General features: G+C 69.2%; 16 protein-coding genes. 8 read left to right on the top strand and 8 right to left on the bottom strand.

Features of this window, described 5'->3' with window-relative positions; translation table 11 throughout:
* Positions 1-8: 8 nt before the first annotated feature.
* The 5 genes from WIX39_RS05875 to WIX39_RS05855 form a co-directional block, all read right to left on the bottom strand.
* Positions 9-842, bottom strand: coding sequence for an ABC transporter ATP-binding protein (locus WIX39_RS05875; protein ID WP_409194654.1), 834 nt, complete (start codon positions 840-842; stop codon positions 9-11).
* Entirely contained in the window at positions 839-1,669 is an 831-nt protein-coding gene (locus tag WIX39_RS05870) for an ABC transporter permease (protein WP_409194653.1), read from the bottom strand. The genes WIX39_RS05875 and WIX39_RS05870 overlap by 4 nt, the downstream gene beginning before the upstream one ends.
* A 5-nt stretch (positions 1,670-1,674) precedes the next feature.
* Positions 1,675-2,685, bottom strand: coding sequence for an ABC transporter substrate-binding protein (locus tag WIX39_RS05865; protein WP_409194652.1), 1,011 nt, complete (start codon positions 2,683-2,685; stop codon positions 1,675-1,677).
* 12 nt (positions 2,686-2,697) lie between these two features.
* Positions 2,698-4,434 (bottom strand): allophanate hydrolase, encoded by a 1,737-nt coding sequence (gene atzF / locus WIX39_RS05860; RefSeq protein ID WP_409196323.1) that lies wholly within the window; start codon positions 4,432-4,434, stop codon positions 2,698-2,700.
* Positions 4,435-4,635: 201 nt separating this feature from the next.
* On the bottom strand, positions 4,636-5,508 hold the full coding sequence (locus WIX39_RS05855; protein ID WP_409194651.1) for a M48 family metallopeptidase: 873 nt from the start codon (positions 5,506-5,508) through the stop codon (positions 4,636-4,638).
* A gap of 77 nt (positions 5,509-5,585) precedes the next feature.
* Between WIX39_RS05855 and WIX39_RS05850 the strand changes: the two genes are divergently transcribed.
* From WIX39_RS05850 to WIX39_RS05820, 7 genes are all read left to right on the top strand, one after another.
* A complete protein-coding gene (locus WIX39_RS05850; protein WP_081268405.1) occupies positions 5,586-6,953 on the top strand; it encodes an AmpG family muropeptide MFS transporter in 1,368 nt (455 codons plus the stop codon).
* Positions 6,954-7,073: 120 nt separating this feature from the next.
* Positions 7,074-8,282, top strand: a complete 1,209-nt coding sequence (locus WIX39_RS05845) for a beta-ketoacyl-[acyl-carrier-protein] synthase family protein (RefSeq protein ID WP_172839858.1) — start codon at positions 7,074-7,076, stop codon at positions 8,280-8,282.
* A complete protein-coding gene (locus WIX39_RS05840; protein ID WP_106936087.1) occupies positions 8,279-9,121 on the top strand; it encodes a beta-ketoacyl synthase chain length factor in 843 nt (280 codons plus the stop codon). The genes WIX39_RS05845 and WIX39_RS05840 overlap by 4 nt, the downstream gene beginning before the upstream one ends.
* A gap of 2 nt (positions 9,122-9,123) precedes the next feature.
* Entirely contained in the window at positions 9,124-10,776 is a 1,653-nt protein-coding gene (locus tag WIX39_RS05835) for an NAD(P)/FAD-dependent oxidoreductase (protein WP_409194650.1), read from the top strand.
* A gap of 53 nt (positions 10,777-10,829) precedes the next feature.
* Positions 10,830-11,552: a response regulator transcription factor gene (locus tag WIX39_RS05830; RefSeq protein ID WP_081270008.1), complete on the top strand. Its 723-nt coding sequence runs from the start codon at positions 10,830-10,832 to the stop codon at positions 11,550-11,552.
* A gap of 10 nt (positions 11,553-11,562) precedes the next feature.
* Positions 11,563-12,762 (top strand): ATP-binding protein, encoded by a 1,200-nt coding sequence (locus WIX39_RS05825; RefSeq protein WP_409194649.1) that lies wholly within the window; start codon positions 11,563-11,565, stop codon positions 12,760-12,762.
* 71 nt (positions 12,763-12,833) lie between these two features.
* A complete protein-coding gene (locus WIX39_RS05820) occupies positions 12,834-14,081 on the top strand; it encodes an O-antigen ligase family protein (protein ID WP_106936090.1) in 1,248 nt (415 codons plus the stop codon).
* Positions 14,082-14,144: 63 nt separating this feature from the next.
* Here the strand turns inward: WIX39_RS05820 and WIX39_RS05815 are convergent, their stop codons facing one another.
* From WIX39_RS05815 to WIX39_RS05805, 3 genes are all read right to left on the bottom strand, one after another.
* Entirely contained in the window at positions 14,145-15,632 is a 1,488-nt protein-coding gene (locus WIX39_RS05815) for a hypothetical protein (protein ID WP_159053674.1), read from the bottom strand.
* 172 nt (positions 15,633-15,804) lie between these two features.
* On the bottom strand, positions 15,805-16,014 hold the full coding sequence (locus WIX39_RS05810) for a zinc-finger domain-containing protein (RefSeq protein WP_081270012.1): 210 nt from the start codon (positions 16,012-16,014) through the stop codon (positions 15,805-15,807).
* A gap of 8 nt (positions 16,015-16,022) precedes the next feature.
* A complete protein-coding gene (locus tag WIX39_RS05805; RefSeq protein WP_081270013.1) occupies positions 16,023-16,976 on the bottom strand; it encodes a branched-chain amino acid transaminase in 954 nt (317 codons plus the stop codon).
* A gap of 118 nt (positions 16,977-17,094) precedes the next feature.
* Here WIX39_RS05805 and WIX39_RS05800 point away from each other — a divergent pair, with 118 nt between their 5' ends.
* Positions 17,095-18,111: a recombination-associated protein RdgC gene (locus WIX39_RS05800; RefSeq protein WP_106936092.1), complete on the top strand. Its 1,017-nt coding sequence runs from the start codon at positions 17,095-17,097 to the stop codon at positions 18,109-18,111.
* The last annotated feature ends 7 nt before the right edge of the window (positions 18,112-18,118 follow it).

Below are 18,118 nucleotides of genomic sequence, written 5' to 3'. Positions count from 1 at the left end.
TCGATGCCCTAGCGGCGGACTTCGCGCTGGAAGATGTCGAGGCTGAGCTTCTTCATGGCCACGAAGCTCTCGGTGCTCAGCGTTTCCACGGTGCGCGGGCGGGCATCGCCATAACGCAAGATCTCGGCCACCCGGGTGGGCCGCTTGGTCAGCAGCAGCACTTCGTCGGCCAGGTACACCGCCTCTTCGAGGTCGTGCGACACCAGCAGCATGGTGGTGCCGGTCTGCATGAACACCTCCTGCAGCTTCTCGCGGATGAAAAGCGTCATCTCGAAGTCCAGCGCCGAGAAAGGCTCGTCGAGGAACAGCACCTCCGGGTTGGGCGCGAGCGCACGCATGATCGACGCGGTCTGCTGCTGGCCGCCCGAGAGTTCGTACGGAAAGCGCTTGAGGTCGAACTTCACGTCGAAGGACGCCACCAGTTCCTCCATGCGCCGGTCGACCTCGGCCTTGCTGCGCCCTTCGAGCTTCAGCGGGTAGGCAATGTTGTCGATGGTGCGCATCCACGGGAACATCGCTTCGCGGTAGTTCTGGAACACGTAGCCGATCTTGGTGTCCTTGCGTTGCTTCCCGTCGAACAGGATCTCGCCCGAATCGATGGGGATGAGCCCCGCGATCATGTTGATGAGCGTGGACTTGCCGCAGCCGTTGGGCCCGAACACCGAGACGATGGCGTGCTTGGGAATGTCGAGGTCGAAGTTCTCGTACAGCGGCCAGCCCGCGAAGTACTTGGTGAGGCCGCGGATGGTGATGTGCGTGCCGGCCGGGCCGGGCCTGAAGGCCGGCTTGGGCACGTCGGCATACACCGGGCCGTTGATGACGATGTCCTGCGTGACTTTCATCTTCCGCTCCAGTGCACGATGCGGCGTTCTGCAATCAGGAAGAGGATGTTGAGCGCGTAACCCAGCGCACCCGCCGCAAGAATCGCCGCGTACATGCTCTTCACGTTGAGCACCTGCTGCGCGTCGATGATGCGGTGGCCCAGCCCCGTGTCGGAGCCGATGAACATCTCGGCCACGATGACGATCACCAGCGCCATCGACACCGCCGAGCGCAGGCCCACGAAGCTGGGCTGCAGGCTCTCCCACACCAGCACGTCCTTGAAGATCTGCCAGCGCGAGGCGCCCATGACGCGCGCCGCCATCACGCGCTGCTTGCGTGCGTTGATGACGCCGTAGGCGCTGTTGAACACCACGATGAGCAGCGCGCCGAAGGCCGCGATGGCCACCTTGTTGACGTCGCTCACGCCGAAGATCAGCAGGAACAGCGGAATCAGCGCGGACGATGGCGTGGAGCGGAAGAAGTCGATCAGGAACTCCACGCTGCGGTACGCCTTCTCGTTGCTGCCCAGCAGCACGCCCAGCGGCACCCCGATGGCCGCCGCGATGACGAAGGCCTGCACGGTGCGCCACACGGTCATGGCGAAGTCGGTGAGCAGCGGACCGCCGGCCAGGCCGGTGATGAGCGCGGCGATGGTGTCGGCGGGCGTGGGCAGCAATATCGGCTTGATGAAGCCCAGCCGCACCACCAGATCCCACGCGATGAACAGCACCACGGGCCCGATGAAGGGCAGCAGCCGGTCGCGCAGCGGCGGCTTCGGTGCGGCGGTGGCGGCGGCACCGGCCGGCGGGGTCCACGGCGCGGCCGTGGTCGTGCTTGCGTCGGCCATGGTCTTCAGGCCTTGTAGAGCAGCGCGTCCACCGGCACCTTCTTCTCGAAGATGCCTTTCTCGGTGAACAGGTCGTAGAACTTCTGGAAGTACGCGACGTCGCTGGGCTTGAACTCGTTGTAGAGCATGTACGACGCGAGCGGCACTTCGGCCGTGAGCTTGCCTTCGATGGCGGTGTAGCCCTTCATGAACTGGCGTGCCTCGTCGGGCTTGGTGCGCACCAGGTCCACGCCGCGCGCATAGGCGGCGATGTACTTCTTAGCGATCTCCGGGTTCTTCTTGATGAACTCGGTGGTCAGGCTGGCTGCGCCGCCGTGCCAGGGCGCCATCTGGTCGCCGAGGATGTACCTGGCGACCACGCCGGCCTCGATGACGCGCGTGGTGCCGTTCATGCGGCCCACGGTGCCGGTGGGCTCCAGCGTGTAGCAGGCGTCGACCTGGCCCGCGACCAGCGCGGCCACGTGCTGGCCGATGGGCAGCTCGCTCACGGTCGCGCCCTTGGCACCCGCGCGCTCCAGCATGGTCTTGCACAGCGTGACGTTCTGGATGCCGGGGCCCGAGGCGACCTTCTTGCCGGCCAGCTCGGCCATGGTCTTGATGGGGCTGTCCTTGGCGACGATGAATTCGTCGAGCACGTACTTGGCGTTGCTCGGGTTGGTGCAGAAGATCTTGAACAGGCCTGGCTGCGCGATCTCGCCGATGGCAAGGTTGGCCGAGCCGGTGCCGTTGGCGCTGCCGTCGCAGCGGCCGGCGAGCATGCCTTCCATCACCTGCTGTGCGCCGGCGAACTTGAGCGGCTCGACGTCGAGGCCGGCTTCCTTGAAGTAGCCCTTGTCGACCGCCGCGAAGAACGGCAGGCCGGCGGCCACGGGCCAGAAGCCGATGCGCAGCTTTGCCGCAGCCTGCGCACGCACGATGGCGGGCGCGGCCAGCACGGCCAGTCCGGCGGCGCCGGCCTGCAGCAGCCGGCGGCGGCTGCCGCGGTTCGACGCGGGAGGTTTTTCTTGGTTGCTCATCGGAACTCCTGATCAGTTGGAACTCGGGGTGGCGCGGCTCGCGACGTATGCGCGCCAGCCGCCATGGAGGGTCACGTCCTGCGCGCCGGCCAGGGCATGGCCCTCGCAGATGAAGCCTTTGACCCAGCTGCCGTCGGCCAGCTGGACGCTGCCCAGGCCCAGGGGCGGCGGAATGAGGGCGAGAAAGCTGCCGACCTGCGCCAGGGGCACGGCCCACACTTCGAGCGCGATGGCGGCGCCGCCCGCATCGCCTTCGGCCACGCGCTGCAGGCCGGGCTTGGGCGGCACGGTGCCCGGCAGCGCGTAGAGGCGGTAGAAGGGCGAGGTCGTCGTGGCACGCAGCAGCGTGGCTCCACGTTCAGCGAGCTGGCTGTTGAGCGGCATGCCCGAGAGATGCGCGCCGACCACGGCGATGGACAGGGTGTCCGCGCCTGGCGCGGCAAGGCCGGGAATGGCGCGCGGCGCGGGCAGCGGCTCGCCGGTCGCGCCTTGCGCGAGCCCGGTGGCGTGGTGGTAGCGCTGGCCCAGGTCGGCCAGCGCGAGGTCGCTGCCGCAGGGGCCGATCAGCGTGATGCCGAAGGGCAGGCCGTCCGCGCGCAGGCTGCTGGGCACGGAGAGCGCGGCGTAGTCGAGCAGGTTGACGAAGTTGGTGTACGCGCCGAGGTTGCGGTTGAGCGCCACCGGGTCGGCGCGCATCTGCTCGCGGGTGTAGTGCGTGGGCGCGGTGGGCACGAGCAGCACGTCGATGTCGCGCCACATCGGCTCGACCTGCTGCGCGATGGCGCGCAGCCGTGCCTGGGCCTCGAACACGTCGGCGGCGCCGTAGTTGCGCCCGCTCGCGAGGATGCCGCGCACGGGCTCGATCACCTCGTCGCCGTGCGCATCGAAGAACTCGCGCACCGCGGCGTAGCGCTCGGCGACCAGCGCGCTTTCATAGAGCAGCGCGGCGGCCTCGGCGAGCGGGGCATAGGAAATGGTGACGGGCGAGCCGCCCATGGCCAGCAGCCGCGCGGTCGCCTCGTTGAACGCCCGTTCGGCGGCGGTGTCGCCGAAGAAGCTCAGCCTGTCGGGCACGCCGAAGCGGAAATGCGCGGGCAGCGGCTTGCGGCTCAGGGCGATGTCGCGGGAGTACGGGTCGCGGGCGTCGTGGCCCGCGGCGGCCAGCAGCACGTCGACCGCCGTGGCGACGGTGCGCGCGAAGATGGAGACGCAGTCGGCGCTCTGCGCCGCGGGCACCACGCCGAAGGTGCTCAGCAGGCCGCGCGAAGGCTTGAGGCCGACGATGTTGTTGAGCCCGGCCGGCACGCGGCCCGAGCCCGCGGTGTCGGTGCCCAGCGCGAAGTCGACCTCGCCGGTTGCCACCACATAGGCCGAACCCGAGCTGGAGCCGCCCGAAACGTACCGTGCGTCGAAGGCGTTGGGCACCTCGCCGTACGGCGAGCGCGTGCCGTTCAGGCCGCAGGCGAACTGGTCGAGGTTGGTCTTGCCGGCCAGCGATGCACCGGCTTCGAGCAGGCGCTGCACCACGGCCGCGTGGACCGTGGGGAGCCGGTCGAAGGCCGGGCAGGCCGCCGTGGTGGGCACGGCGGCCACGTCGATGTTGTCCTTGACCGCGAAGCGCAGTCCGGCGAGCGGCAGGGCGAAGTCCAGGGCCTTGCCGGCCGCCGCATCCGCCAAGGGCGCGGCGAATTTCGCGATCCAGGCGGCGTCGGGCGACCCGCTTTCCCGGTTTTCTTCATGCACCATCATTAGGCATCCAAACATGTGTACAAGTTGAGATGCAAACGGCGTGCCAGCGGCTGCCGAGGTCGCGCAGCCCGCTCGATAGGTATCAGCCGTTGGGTGTCATGTCGTGAAACACCGCGGAACCGGCTTCGCCGGGCCGCAGGTGTTGCCCCCCTGCAAGGGGGTTGGCGCAGCGACACGAAGTGCGCGAAGCCTGGGGGTGAGCTATTTCCTTGCGTCGCGGTAGAGCTTCTCGACCTTGGGCAGGTTGGCTTCCAGCTTCGTGATGCGGTCCGGCCCGCTCGGGTGCGTGGAAAGGAAGTTCAGGCTCCCCTGGTTCTTCGACGCCGCGGCCATCTTCTGCCACAGCGACACCGAAGCCTTCGGGTCGTAGCCCGCGCGCGCCGCGAGTTCCAGCCCCACGAGGTCGGCCTCGGTCTCGTCGCTGCGGCTGAACTTGAGGGTGATGAGCTGCGTGCCCGCGCGCGCCGCCAGGTCGCCCACCTGGCCCCAGCCGAGCATCTGCGCACCCAGCGAGAGCACCGCGCCGGTGCCCGCGCTCTTGGCCATGCGGGCGCGCGCGTGTTCGCGCAGCGCGTGAGCCATTTCGTGGCCCATGACCATCGCGACATCGTCGTCCGTGAGCTTGAGCTGGTCGAGGATGCCGGTGAAGAAGGCGATCTTGCCGCCGGGCATGCAGAAGGCGTTGATCTGCTTGCTGCCGATCAGGCTGACCTCCCACTTCCAGCTGCGGGCGCGCGAGTTCCACGGCGTGGCAAACGGAATGAGGCGGGTCGCGATGGCGCGCAGGCGCTGCAGCTGCGGGTCGTTGTCGCCGGCGAGCGCGCCCTTGGCGCGGGCCTGTTCGAGCAGCTGGCCGTATTGCTGCACCCCGGCCGCCTCGATCTTGTCGGCGGGCACGAGGTTGCGCGCCACCGATGCCTTGCCCACGTCGACCTGCGCCAGCGCCGGGCCGCCCAGCGCCGCGCCGGCGGCGGCCAGCAGGAAGGCGCGCCGGGGATTCCAGGGCGACGCCGCGGAAGGAAGGGCGGAGACGGCGGCGGTGCCGGAGGAAGAGCGCTCGCATCGTATGCACATAGGGGCCGGATCATAGGAACAAATGAAGACAAAGGGGCCGCCCGAGGGCCTGCGCCGCTCATGGACAATCCGGGCACATGTCCGCCTCGCCTGCCGAAACCCCCACCCCCCCTTCCCCGCCCTGGCGCGACGCCCTCAAGGTCTACCTGGAGCCCGCCACGCTGCGCATGCTGGCGCTGGGCTTCTCGGCCGGGCTGCCGCTGCTGCTGGTGCTGGGCACGCTGAGCTTTCGCCTGCGCGAGGCCGGCATCGACCGCACCACCATCGGCTACCTGAGCTGGGTCGGGCTGGCCTACGGCTTCAAGTGGGTCTGGGCGCCGCTGGTCGACCGGCTGCCGCTGCCGCCGCTGACCACGCTGCTGGGGCGCCGGCGCGGCTGGCTGCTGCTGGCGCAGGGGCTGGTCATCACGGGGCTGGTCGGCATGGCAATGAACGACCCGCGCCTGGGCCTCACGCCGCTGATCTGGTGCGCGCTGCTGGTGGCCTTCGGCTCGGCCACGCAGGACATCGCGCTCGACGCCTTCCGCATCGAATCGGCCGAGCCGCGCAAGCAGGCCGCGATGGCCGCCGCCTACCAGACGGGCTACCGCCTGGCGATGATTTGGGCCGGTGCCGGCGTGCTGTGGGTCGCGGCCTGGGCCGAGGTGGCGCCCGCCGTGGCCGCCACCGGCGCGGCCGCCTACCAGGACGGCGCCTGGAAGACCGCCTACCTGGTGATGGCGGCTTCGATGGCGATCGGCGTGTTCACGGTGCTGCTGTCGCCCGAGCCGGTGCCGCGCCTGCTGCCCAAGGCCCGCAACGCGGCCGAGTGGCTGCGCAGCGCGCTGATCGAGCCCTTTGCCGATTTCATCGGCCGCTACAAATGGCACGCGGTGCTGATCCTTTCGCTGATCGCCGTCTACCGCATCAGCGACGTGGTGATGGGCATCATGGCCAACCCGTTCTACGTGGACATGGGCTTCACCAAGGACGAAGTGGCCACGGTCAGCAAGATCTACGGCGTGGTCATGACGCTGGCGGGCGCCTTCGTGGGCGGCGTGCTGTCGATGCGCCTGGGCGTGATGCGGGTGCTGATGATGGGCGCCGTGCTCAGCGCCGCGAGCAACCTGCTCTACGCCTGGCTGGCGACGCGCGGGCACGACACCACGGCGCTGATCGCGGTGGTGTCGGCCGACAACCTGGCCGGCGGCATCGCATCGGCGGCCTTCATCGCCTATCTGTCGAGTCTCACCAACATCAGCTATTCGGCCACCCAATACGCGCTGTTCAGCTCTCTCATGCTGCTGCTGCCGAAATTCATCGCCGGCTATTCGGGTGCCTTCGTCGACGCCTACGGCTACAGCAACTTCTTCGTCGCCACAGCGCTGCTGGGCGTGCCGGTGCTGGTGCTGGTGGCGCTGGCCTCGCGGCTCACGATCATCACGAGCCCCACGGAGCGTCAATAGGGCCCGGGCCTTATAGGAATCCGCCGACGCGCCACGGCGCCTGCTACTGTTAGGCTGTTCCACGTTTACATTCGCTTTTTCCTTGGTTGTTTCCAGTTGTCAGCAAGCCCGCAAAAGATCGTGCCGTCCCGAATCCCCCCTCTTCAAATCAGCGCCTACACGGCGACCTCGGCCGTCGGCGTCGGCAAGGAAGCGCTCGCTGACGCGCTGGCGCAGTCGCGCAGCGGCCTGCGCGCCAACGATTTCGGCGACGACCCGCTGCCCACGTGGATCGGCCGCGTCGACGGCCTGGAAGAAGTCCGCCTGCCCGAATCGCTCGCCCACTGGGACTGCCGCAACAACCGGCTCGCCTGGCTGGGCCTGCATGCCGACGGCTTCATCGAGGCGGTGGCGGCTGCGCGCGAAAAGTACGGCGCGTCGCGCGTCGCGCTGATCCTGGGCACCTCGACCGCGAGCATCGGCGAGACCGAGCTGGCCTACACCCAGCTCGACGCCGAAGGCATGTTCCCGCCCGACCAGCGCCGCAGCGCGGTGCACACGCCGCATTCGATGGCCCTGTTCGTGCAAGAGGTGCTGGGCATCAGCGGCCCGAGCGAGACCATTTCCACCGCCTGCTCTTCGAGCGCCAAGGTGTTCGCCTCGGCCGAGCGGATGATCCGCCTGGGCCTGGCCGACGCGGCCGTGGTCGGCGGCGCGGACACGCTGTGCGGCAGCGTGCTGTTCGGCTTCAATTCGCTCGAACTGGTGTCGAGCGAACCATGCCGGCCCTTCGACGCCGGCCGCAAGGGCATCAGCCTGGGCGAGGCCGCGGGCTTCGCGCTGGTGGAGCGCGTGCAGGCGGGCGCCGATGCGTCCCCGCTGCACCTGCTGGGCTACGGCGAGGCGAGCGACGCGCACCACATGTCCACCCCCCACCCCGAGGGCCTGGGCGCCGAGCGCGCGCTCGACGAGGCGCTGGCGCGCGCCGGCCTCGCGCCCGAGGCCATCGACTACATCAACATGCACGGCACCGCGAGCCAGAAGAACGACGAGGTCGAGGGCGCGCTGGTGGCGCGCCGCTTCCCGGCCGGCACGCACGCCAGCTCGACCAAGGGCTTCATGGGCCACACGCTGGGCGCGGCGGGCATCGTCGAGGCCGTCATCAGCCTGCTGGCGATCGAGCGCGGCCTGAAGCCGGGCACGGTCAACACGCGCACGCTGGACGAGGGCTTCGGTCCGCAGATCAAGCTCGAGCCGGCGCACGGCGAGGTGCGCTACGCGCTGTCCAACTCCTTCGGCTTCGGCGGCAACAACTGCTCGCTGGTGTTCGGCAAGGCGGCGGCAGCATGAGCACGAGCACGACCGCCACCATGCCGCCGACCCTGTACATCGAAGGCCCCGCCTTCTGGACCCCCACCCTGCCCGGCTGGGATGCCGCGCGCGCCGCTTTCCGCGGCGAAGGCGCGCTGGCCGACCCGCCCGCCAAGCGCCCCGCGCCGCAGGTGCTGGCGCCGGCCGAACGGCGCCGCGCGCCCGACACGGTGGCGCTGGCCCTCGAAGTGGCCGCCGCCGCCATGGCCGGCGCGGGCCGAAACGCGGCCGACGTGCCCTGCGTGTTCACCTCGGCGCACGGCGACCTGTCGATCAACGACTACATGTGCGGCACGCTGGCCTCCGACCCCAAGATGCTGTCGCCCACCAAGTTCCACAACTCGGTGCACAACGCGGCCGTGGGCTACTGGACCATCGGCACCGGCTGCATGGCGGCGAGCAACGCGGTGTCGGCCTTCGAACACAGCTTCGCCTCGGGCCTGCTCGAGGCGGCGGTGCAATGCGCGGCCGACCAGGAGCCGGTGCTGCTGGTGGGCTACGACACACCCACCGTCGGCGCGCTCACCTCGGTGACCGACAGCCGCGGCCTGCTGGCGGTGGCGCTGGTGCTGGCGCCCGCGCCCAGCGAACGCACGGTGGCGGTGCTGCAGTGGTCGCTGGACGGCAGCGCCACGCAGGCCACACCGCCGCAGTCGGACGCGGCGAAATCGCTGGCCGGCATCAACCCGATGGCCGACGCGCTGACCCTCTTCGAATCGCTGGCACGGCTGGACGCGGGCACGCCCGCGCCGGTGGCGCTGCCGTTGTCCCCCACCCTTTCACTTCGGCTGCAGCTGCAGCCCATCGACCGGAGCTGACCATGACCGACACTGCGCCCGACACTTTTGACGCAGTGATCATGGGGGGCGGGCTCGCGGGCCTCACGCTGGCGCTGCAGCTGCGCCAGCGCTTTGCCGACCTGCGCGTGCTGGTGCTGGAGCGCCGCGCGCACCCGGTGCCGCACGCGGCGCACAAGGTGGGCGAGTCGTCGGTGGAGATCGGCGCGCACTACTTCGACACGGTGCTGGGCCTGAAGGCCCACATGGACGCCGAGCAGCTGCGCAAGTTCGGCTTTCGCTTCTTCTTCAGCGAGGGCCGCAGCGACATCGACAAGGTGACCGAGATCGGCGCGAGCCGCTACCTGTCGGTGCCCAGCTACCAGATCGACCGCGGCATCTTCGAGAACTTCCTGGCCGAGGAGGCCGTGCGGCGCGGGGTGCAATTCGTGGACGGCGCGCTGGTGCGGCGCATCACGCTGGCCGACGACCCGGCCACGCCGCACCGCATCGAATGGACCCGCGGCGAGCACACGCACCACGCGCAGGCCCGCTGGGTGATCGACGCCTGCGGGCGCGCCGGCATGCTCAAGCGCAAGCTGGGCCTGGCCGAGTCGAACGCGCACGACGTCAACGCGGTGTGGTTTCGCATCGGCGAGCGCATCGCCATCGACGAATGGAGCGACGACGAAGCCTGGCGCACGCGCTGCGACCCGCAGGCGCGCTGGCTGTCGACCAACCACCTGGTGGGCGCGGGATACTGGGCCTGGCTGATTCCGCTGGCCTCGGGCTCGCACTCGGTGGGCATCGTGGCCGACCCGAAGCTGCACCCGCTGGACACCATCGACACCTTCGACAAGGCGATGGCGTGGTTCGCCACCTACCAGCCGCGGCTGTTCGAGGCGCTGGACGGCAAGCGCCACCTGCTGCAGGACTTCGCCTTCCTCAAGCACTTCTCGCACGGCTGCAAGCAGGTGTTCTCGGGGCGCCAGCGCTGGGCGATGACCGGCGAGGCGGGGCTGTTCCTCGACCCGTTCTATTCGCCGGGCAGCGACTTCATCGCCATCGGCAACACCTATATCACCGACCTGATCGCACAGGACCGCGCGGGCCGCCCGATCGACAAGCGCGCGCAGCTGTACGACCAGCTCTACCACTCGTTCTACGAAAGCACGCTGGCGCTCTACCAGGACCAGTACCCGCTGTTCGGCGACCCCGAGGTGCTGCCGGTGAAGGTGATCTGGGACTACGCCTACTACTGGGGCGTGCTGTCGCAGATCTTCTTCCAGCACCGCCTGACCGACCTGCACGCGCTGGGCAGCCTGAAAGCCGAGCTGCAGCATTGCCAGCGGCTGAACCTCGAGGTGCAGGCGCTGATGCGCCGCTGGTCGGCAAGCAGCCGGCGCGCCAACCCGGCCGTGATGCTCGACCAGGCCGCGATGCCGTGGTTCGCCGAGCTCAACCGCAGCCTGCGCGACACGCTGGACGACGCCGCCTTCCGCGCGCGCATCCGCGCCTCGACCGCGCAGCTGCGGCAGCTGGCCGGCGAGGTGCTGGCGCGCGCGCGCGCCACCGACCCCGGCGTGGACGCCGGCGCCCTGCCCGCGCTGCTGGAGGAGAACCTCGGCCTCCCTCCCGTGAGCGCCGACGCCGGCGCCATGCTTTTCGAAGCCGATACGGTTGACGCCGCCGGCTGAGGTTTACCCAACTTTACGGAGCGTTCAAGCCTGCTTGCCGCCCGTGGACGACCATGAAGCGCATGAGCACCCCCCAACTCCTGATGATCGAAGACGACACCCGCCTGGCACACATGGTGGGCGAATACCTGACGCAGTCGGGTTTCGGCTTCAACCACGCAGGCGACGGCGCCACGGGCCTGGAGCAGTTGCAGCAGCACGCGCCCGACCTCGTGATCCTCGACCTGATGCTGCCCGACACCGACGGCCTGGAGGTCTGCCGCCGCATCCGCGCGCTGCCCGGGCCCATCTCCAAGGTGTCGGTACTGATGCTGACGGCCAAGGGCGACCCCATGGACCGCATCATCGGCCTGGAGATCGGCGCCGACGACTACCTGCCCAAGCCCTTCGAGCCGCGCGAGCTGCTGGCGCGCATCCGCGCGGTGCTGCGCCGGCGCAGCGAGAACGCCACCGAGGCCGAGGTGTCCACCGTGATGCGCTTCGGCACGCTGGAAATCGACCGCAACGCGCGCACCGTGTCGGTGGCCGGCGCGCTGGCCGACCTCACCTCGTACCAGTTCGACCTGCTGGTGGCCATGGCCGAGCGCGCGGGCCGCGTGCTCACGCGCGACCAGATCATGGAAGCCGTGCGCGGCCGCGAACTGGAAGCCTTCGACCGCTCCATCGACGTGCACATGGGCCGCATCCGCGCGGCCATCGAGGTCGATGCCAAGAACCCGAAGCGCATCCTGACGGTGCGCGGCGTGGGCTACGTTTTCGCGAAACAGCAAGACTGAGCGGCAATAGATGCTGCGCAGCCTTTATTCCCGCCACCTCTACGTGCGCATATGGCTCGCGGTGGTGGGCGGCGTCGTCATCCTCACGCTGATGGCCAACTGGATCGTGCGCGAAGCGGCACAGGCCGAGCGCGAACGGCTGGCCCCCGTGCCGCGCGAGGTGATCGTGCTCGACGCGCAGGACCGGAAGATCGGCACCGGCACCGCGCTGCGCGTGCCGGGCCAGGGGCTGGAGTTCGACGTGACGCTCAGCGACGGCAAGGACATCACGCTGCGCGTGGCGCCGCGCGAGCGGCCGACGGGCGCATCCGGTTTCGCGCCGTGGCGCACGCCCTTCGGGCTGGGCTGGATGATCGCGCTGGTGGGGGTGGCGGTGGCGCTGGGCGTCTACCCGATCGTGCGGCGCATCACGCAGCGGCTGGAATCGCTGCAGCGCGGCGTGCAGCGGTGGGGCGAGGGCGATCTCTCGGTGCGTGTGACCGAAGAAGGGCAGGACGAAGTGGCTGATCTCTCCAAACGATTCAACGCGTCGGCCGAGCGCATCGAACAGCTGGTGCGTTCGCACAAGTCGCTGCTGGCCAACGCCTCGCACGAGCTGCGTTCGCCGCTCACCCGCATCCGCATGGGCCTGGAGCTGATGGGCGAGCGCCCGAGCGCCACGGCGCGCGAGGAAATCTCGCGCAACATCGGCGAGCTCGACCAGCTCATCGACGAGATCCTGCTGGCCAGCCGGCTCGACGCCAGCGAGGCCGACATGGGCACCATCGAGCCCGTGGACCTGACCGGCCTGGCGGCCGAGGAATGCGCGCAGGTGAATGCCGAGCTCGACCTGGCCGAAGGCACCGACAACGCGAACCTCACGGTGCCGGGCGTGTCGCGCCTGCTGCGCCGCGCCATCCGCAACCTGCTGGAAAACGCCCGCCGCTACGGCGCGGGCGAAATCTCGGTGGAACTGGGCAGCGCCGACGGCTTTGCCACGGTGCGCGTCAACGACCGCGGCCCGGGCGTGCCGGCCGCGCTGCGCGAACGCATCTTCGAGCCCTTCTACCGGCTGCCCGGCGCCAGCGAGCGCAACGGCGGGGTCGGGCTGGGGCTGTCGCTGGTGAAGTCGATCGCCGAGCGGCACGGCGGCACGGTGCGCTGCGAAGACCGCCCGGGCGGCGGCGCGAGCTTCGTCATCCGCCTGCCCACCACCGCGCGCGGGCACTGAATCCATTGAGCCCGGCACGGCCGGGGCGAAGTCAGGCTCGGCTGGCGGGGGCCACCTAAAATCCCGCCCCTATGCAGAGATCGCACATCGTTCGGCCCGCGGCCATGTTCTGGGGGCTGGTGGTGTTCATGCCGGTCGGCGTCACCTATCTATCGGCCTTGCTGCTGCTCGCCACCATGCTGGTGGCCGGCGGAGGGCGGGAGCGCCTGGCGCGGCTTCGCGCCAATCCGCTGTGGTGGCCGGTCATGGCCTACCTGGCCTGGATGCTGATCGTGCTGGCCATCAGGCCGCACTACCCTGAAACCCCCTCCAACCTGTTCCACGGGCTGCGCATCGGCGTGACGATGCTGATGGCCATGGCGCTCACGCGCGAGGAAGCCCTCTGGGCGCTGCGCGGCTTCCTGCTGATCGCGGCGCTCAACGTGCTGCTGGTCATCTTCTTCTATGCGGTGGGCGGCTTCCACATCTGGTTGCCGCTGCGCGCGGTGGTCATGGAAGTGGGCAACAAGTCGATCAGCAACGCGCTGCTGTTCAGCGTGGTGGCCTCCACGGCGGCGGTCTGGGGCATCGCGCAGATCGCGGCGCACCGGCCGCTGCGCGCCATTCCCGCGTTCGTGCTGGTGCTCGGGCTGGGGCTGGTGGTGGCCTTGCCGCTGACCTCGCGCACCTCGGTGCTCGCGCTGCTGCTGGTGATTCCGGCGGTGTGCGTCCACCAGTGGCGCAACCACCTGAAGATGCTGGTGGGCGCGCTGGTGCTCGGCACCGTGGTGCTCGGCGCCGGGCTCTACCAGCTGCCGCAGCTGCAGAAGAAGGTCGAGACCGGCGTGCAGGAACTCGAAGAGGCGCAGGCCGGCGCCGTCTTCAAGGGCAGCTGGGTCATCCGCTACTACATGTACCGCGACACCGGCCTCATGATCGCCGACCGCCCGCTCGCGGGCTGGGGCATCGGCGGCTGGACCGAGCAGTGGCACAAGCGCGGCCCCGCGCTCTTCGCCGACTCGAACATGCCGCACAACGACTTCCTCTGGGTGGGCGCGCAAGGCGGCGTGCCCGCGCTGCTGAGCCTGCTGGTCATCATGATGGCGGCCGTGTGGCAGGCGTGGAAACGGCCGGACATGGCCGGCCGCTACGCGCTGGGCGCCACGCTCATCGCGCTGATCGCGTCGAGCGTCAACTCGGCGCTGCGCGACGCGCAGATCGGCCTGGCGCTGCTGTGGATCGCGATGGTCTACCTGCGGCTCGCGCAGGAAAGGCAGGACCCGGATCCGTGGCGCGGCCTGTGGCCGCGGCGGCTGCCGAACCCGAGCGAAACACCGTAACCCATCCGAGTGCTCCCGCCGCCCTCCCGCGGCAAGCACGGGATTCGGCCGGCCGGCAGTTCGCTACCCAAAGCGGAAGGTCTGCTTGCGCGTCGCCTCCACCTTCACGCGCTTGAAGCTCCATAGCGACGCGGTGGTGCTACTGCTGTCGCCCAGGACCAGGATCGGCCCCGTGTAAGCCGCGCCGCACACCGCAGGCGCCGACCCCGGCAGTGCCGCGTTGGTGGCGCAGCTGGCGTCCGCCGAGGCGTTGCGCGGCATGCCGCCATCCCCCGTGATGCCGTCGACGATGCAGGCGTCCGGGTAGGCCGTGTAGTCGAAGCCTTCGAGCGTCTCGCTGCCGTTGTAGGCAGGGTTGACCGCCACCGTGCCCACCGGCGTGCCGCCGGAGATGCGCCAGCCCGGCGTGGCCGGCGTGATGGCGATCGAACTGAACTCGCTGGTCGAGATCGCGTTCGTCGCCTGCATGAAGTGGTAGTACGTGTCGAAGATCAGGATGCGGCGGCGCGCGCGAACGTCCGCCAGCGTGGCGTTGGCCGGCAGGGGCGTGGCGTCGCAGTGCAGGTCGACCGTGAAGTTGAGGTATGCATACGGCAGCCCCTGCCCGATGCCGCCGGCATCGCCCTTGAGCTCGAGCTCGATGCGCTTCAGATCGCTCACTTTCGTGCCCGCCAGGCCCGGCAGTTGCAGCACGGCCTTGTTGCCCGCGCCGCCGCCTACAAAGGCACCGACCGCGTTGGAACCCGCGTCCAGCCTCATCGACAGCACGCCCGCGGCGCTGGCCAGGTGCGCCTTGTTGAGCTGCGGCTGCGCCGCGAGCTCGGCCGGCTTGAAGGTGTGCGTGAGCGGCAGGTCGAAGCCGTCGTCTTCGGCTGCGGCGATCAGCGCGGCGACGAGGCCGTCGAGCGTGGTGTCGCCGTCGGCCAGCGATTGCGCCAGGTGCTCGAGCAGGTCATCGTAGGCGTCGCCCGCAACGGCCTTGAATTCGCCCGTGAAGGGGTTCGGCGCGAATGCGCCGTAGCCCGACTCGTTCAGCAGCGCGACGATATCGGCCTGGGCCGCGTCGAGCTTGCCCGCCAGCGCTGCCAGCGCGGCGAGCCCGGCCTGTTCGATGCCGCCGGGCGCCATGCCGGCCGCGCGCGCCAGGATCAGCTCGGTCAGCGGCGTGATGTTGACGTAGCCCGCCGCGCGCAGCATGGAGTGCAGCTTCTGCCCGGCGGCCAGCGAACCGCCCGAGGCCGTGGCCAGGCAGGGGAACTCGGGTGCATCGAGCTTGGCGGACCACTTGCCGTCGGCGGCCGTGTTGGCCGTGCCGGAGGTGCCGTTCGCGCAGCGCAGCGCCACGTTGCTGCCGGATGCCGGCGCGCCCGTGGCCACGGTGCCGGAGACGGCGACGCTGGTGTCGGCCGCAGGCGGCGTGGTGGGGGAGCCACCACCGGAAGGAAGCAGGCTGAAGCCGCTGCTGCCGCCGCCGCCACCGCCTCCGCAGGCCGAAAGGCCCAACGCGAGCACGAGCGTGCCAGTGGCAAAACTGAAAGATCTGATCCCCACAATCGACTCCTCACCTGGTCTGAACGCCAGTGGGTCGATGCTAGAAACGGGCCCCGCAGGGCACCATCACCGGGATCCGTAGTTCGAAGGCGGGAACACCCGCGGTTCAAACCGGAGAGTCACCAGGCCGGAGCCGGCGCGCCGTGCGGCGGCTCCGCGCGAGCGTCAGGCGTCAGTGCCGCGCCGACACCGTTTCGCCGGCCTTCAGGCGATACACCGTGCCGCAGTACGGGCACTTGGCTTCGCCGGTGCGCGCCACGTCGAGGTAGACCTTCGGGTGGCTGTTCCAGAGCTTCATGTCGGCCTTGGGGCTGGGGCAGAAAACACCGCCCTGATGATTGAGCTCCTTGGCCAGGAGTTCGACAACTGCATTGGTGGACATGGTTTCTTTCAGACTTTCGTGAGCCAGTGGGCGTACTTGGGGTTCTTGCCGTTCACGATGTCGAAGAAGGCAGACTGGATTTTCTCGGTGATCGGGCCACGGGCGCCGCCGTCGCCGCGGTTGCCGATCTCGACGCGGTCGAGTTCGCGGATGGGCGTGACCTCAGCGGCCGTGCCTGTGAAGAAGGCCTCGTCGGCGATGTAGACCTCGTCGCGCGTGATGCGCTTTTGCACCAGCTCGAGGCCCAGGTCCTTGCACACGTGCAGGATGGTGTTGCGGGTGATGCCGTTGAGCGCGCCGGCCGACAGGTCGGGCGTGTACACCACGCCGCCCTTGACCACGAAGATGTTCTCGCCCGCGCCTTCCGACACGAAGCCGCTCGCGTCGAGCAGCAGCGCTTCGTCGTAGCCGTCGTCCAGGGCTTCCATGTTGGCCAGGATCGAGTTGGTGTAGTTGCTCACCGTCTTGGCCTGCGTCATCGTGATGTTGACGTGGTGGCGGGTGTAGCTGGAGGTCTTCACGCGGATGCCGCGCTTCATGCCTTCTTCGCCCAGGTAGGCGCCCCAGGACCAGGCCGCGACCATGGCGTGGATCTTGTTGCCCTTGGGGCTCACGCCCAGCTTCTCGGAGCCGATCCAGATGAGGGGGCGCAGGTAGCAGCTCTCGAGCTTGTTCTCGCGAACCACCTGTTTCTGGGCCTCGTTGAGCTGTTCCTGCGTGAACGGGATCTTCATGCGCAGGATCTTGGCGCTGTTGAACAGCCGCTCGGTGTGCTCGGCCAGGCGGAAGATGGCCGTGCCGCCGTCCGCCGTCTTGTAGGCGCGCACGCCCTCGAAGGCGCCGCAACCGTAGTGCAGCGTGTGGCTCAGCACGTGGATCTTGGCGTCGCGCCAGTCCACGAGTTCGCCGTCCATCCAGATCTTGCCGTCACGGTCGTCCAGCGAGGGGGGGATCGAGCTCATTTCCTGATTCCTTTGGGAGCGATGGGGGAAGTCGCAAAAGCTTTCGATTTTACGGCCGGCCCCGGAACGGGGTGCCCGACAATGGTTGGTTGTCCAAACCAGTGGAAAAAGGGTTTCCGTGTCCGTATTCAAGAACGTCATCGTCTATCGCATCGAACCTGCCTGGTCCCAAACACTGGCCGAGGCGGAAGAAGGGCTAGGAAAGCAGCGCTTCGTGCCCTGCGGCCCCTCGCAGGAAAAGTCCGCCGGCTGGGTCGAGCCCCGCGGCGAGGCCAACGGCCCGCTGGTCGAATCCATCGACGGCCAGTGGCTGGTCGAATACATGATCGAGAGCAAGCAGGTGCCCGGCTCCGTGGTGCGCCGCAAGCTCGACGAGCGCTGCGCCCACATCGAGGCCACCACCGGCCGCAAGCCCGGCAAGAAGGAAAAGAAAGAGCTGAAGGAAGACATCACGCTCGAGCTGCTGCCGATGGCCTTCACCCGCAGCGCGCGCGTGACGGTGTGGATCGACAAGGCGGAGAACCGCCTGGTCATCAACAGCGGCAATGCATCGCGCGCCGACGAGGTCGTCACCAGCCTCGTGAAGTCGCTCGACGGCTTCGCGGTGGCCCTCATCAACACGCAGATCGAGCCGGCTGCGGCCATGGCCAACTGGCTGCTGACGCAGGAGCCGCCGGCCGGCTTCACCATCGACCGCGAGTGCGAGCTCAAGGCCTCCGACGACTCCAAGGCCGTGGTGCGCTACGCCAAGCATCCGCTGGACATCGACGAAGTCAAGCAGCACATCACCGACGGCAAGCGCCCCACGCGGCTCGCGCTGACCTGGGACGACCGCGTGTCCTTTGAGCTCACGCACGGGCTGCTGATCCGCAAGATCACCTTCCTCGAAGGCACGGGCGACGGCGCCGCCGGCGGCAAGAAGGAAGACAACTTCGACGCCGACGTGGCCATCGCCACGGGCGAGCTGGGCCAGCTGGTGCCGGCGCTGCTCGATGCGCTGGGCGGCGAGGCCGCGTTCTCGGCCGCGCCGCCGGACGACACGGTGAAGCCTGCAACCGCGCCTGCAGCAGCGCCCGCCACGACGGCACCGGCAGACGCAGCAGACTCCGCAGAGGAAGAAGACGCGCCCTTCTGACGCGGCG

This window comes from Variovorax sp. AB1(2024), assembly GCF_037482385.2.
Lineage (GTDB): Bacteria > Pseudomonadota > Gammaproteobacteria > Burkholderiales > Burkholderiaceae_C > Variovorax.
Note: the sequence above shows the minus strand (reverse complement) of the source record. Positions and strands in the feature narration are given on the sequence as shown.